The organism is Streptomyces sp. SID3343, assembly GCF_009865215.1.
Classification (GTDB): Bacteria; Actinomycetota; Actinomycetes; order Streptomycetales; family Streptomycetaceae; genus Embleya.
Genome location: NZ_WWJX01000403.1, coordinates 1 through 1,945, shown reverse-complemented (window position 1 = coordinate 1,945; position 1,945 = coordinate 1). Strand labels below are relative to the sequence as shown.

The following is a 1,945-nucleotide window of genomic DNA, read 5'->3' as shown; positions in this document are numbered from 1 at the left end:
GTGGTGTCGGTGGGCACCAGGATGCTGCGCGCGCCGGCCGCGCGGGCGGCGGCGACGTCGGCGCCGATGTCACCGACGACCACGCACTCGTCGGGGCGCAACCCCAGCCGGCGTGCCGCCTCACGGATCAGGCCCGGCCGCGGCTTGCGGCACACGCAGTCGTCGTCGGGCCCGTGCGGGCACACCGCCCACGCCTCGAACGGTCCGAAGAGCTCGTCCACCCGCTCGTTGACCCGTTGCAGATCGGCGGGCGCGATCAGGCCGCGGGCCACGCCCGACTGGTTGCTCACCACGGCCGTTCGGATGCCCGCGGCCCGCAACAGACGTACCGCCTCCACCGCGCCGAGCATGGGTTCGACCTTGTCGGGACGGTCGTTGTAGGGGACGTCGTGCACCAGGGTGCCGTCGCGGTCGAAGAGCACCGCGCGGGGCCGGACGCCGGCGCGTCGCACCGCGCGATGGCGCCACAGCCCGCGCAGCCAGTGCGCGCTCGCGAGCGGTGGGATCAGCGCGCTGGTAAGGAGCATCGTCGTCGTCTCCGGTCGATCCCGGGGGCCGGGCCGGATGCGCGTCCACGCGAACTCGGCGGTGCCGAGCAGCCATCCGCCGGCCGCCGCGAGAGCGATTCGGCGCCGGCCGGTCAGCGCGGCCCCCACGCTCAGCACGCCCAGCGCGGTCACGCTCACGTGGACGGGGCGACGGCCGCGCGGCGCGGCGGCTCGGCGGTACCAGTCGCGCCCGTGCAGTCGGGTCATCAGGACGTCGTCGGCGTTGCCGGCCTGGACGCGGGTGCTCACCCATCGGTCGGTGGGTCGGACCGGGTGCCGGGTCAGGCGCCGGCCGCGGGTGAGATGCCAGCCGGCCTCCCGGGTGCGCAGCGCGAGGTCGGCGTCCTCGCGGAAGGCTCGTCGAAATCTGGCGTCGAAGCCGGCGGTCTCGATCAACGCGTCGCGCCGGTAGGCCATGTCGGCGGTCGCCCACGCCGCGTCCGCGAGGCCGCGGGTGCCGCGCTCCCAGTCGGTGGGCCGACGCTCGCTCGGCAACGGCACCTCCAACCTGCCCTGGACCGCGCCCACCCCGGGCGCGGCCTCGGCGAGGTCGGTGACCAGATCGGCGCGCCACGTCGACGTCACCTCGACGTCGTCGTCCAGGAACGCCACCCAGTCGACGTCGACCGGGGCGGCGCGCCAGCCGGTGTTGCGGGCGCCGGCCGGTCCGCCGCCGCCGGTGCTGAACACCTTCGTCAGGCCGGCGAGCGCCTCGGGCACGTCCAGGCGCAACGGATCGGGAGTCTCGGGCCGATCGTCGACGACGATCACGGCTTGCGGCAGTGGGCCCGAGGCCGCCGCGAGCGAGGAGAGACAGCGGTTCAATTCGGGGCGGCCCATGGTCGGTACCACCACGGCGTACGTGGGTGTGGGCACGGTGGGATCCTTCGCGTCGTCGACGTTCACAGGGCCCCCGCTCCGTCGCCCATCGCCGGGCGCCGCACCACGAACGGCCCGAGCGCCAACAGGTCGACGGGTGCGGACCCGAAGCACTCCAGCGCGTCGCGCGGGTCGTCGACCATCGGTCGCCCGGCGGTGTTGAGACTCGTGTTGACCACCACCGGCAGCCCGGTGAGCTGTTCGAAAATGCCGAGCATGCGCGCCAGCAGGGGATTGTCGCCCCCGTCGACGGTCTGGATGCGCGCGGTGCCGTCGACGTGGACGACGGCGGGGATGCGTTCGCGCCAGTGCTCGGCGACGTCGTGGGTGAAGAGCATGTACCGGCTCGGGACGGGTCCGTCGAAGAGTTCGGCGGCGCGCTCGGCGAGCACCATCGGGGCCACCGGGCGGAACTGTTCGCGACCCTTGACGTCGTTGAGGCGCTCCAGGTTGGACGCGCGCCCGGGATGCGCGAGCAGGCTGCGGTGGCCCAGCGCGCGCGGGCCGAACTCGCTGCG

2 protein-coding genes are annotated in these 1,945 nt (G+C 74.4%); both read right to left on the bottom strand.

The window, feature by feature from the left end; translation table 11 throughout:
• Positions 1–1,424, bottom strand: a 1,424-nt coding sequence (locus tag GT354_RS56485; RefSeq protein ID WP_346012008.1) for an HAD-IIIA family hydrolase, incomplete at its 3' end; no start/stop codon positions are given.
• Between the two features lie 26 nt (positions 1,425–1,450).
• Positions 1,451–1,945: carbamoyltransferase C-terminal domain-containing protein (locus GT354_RS13380; RefSeq protein ID WP_272923817.1), on the bottom strand; the 495-nt coding region annotated here is incomplete at its 5' end.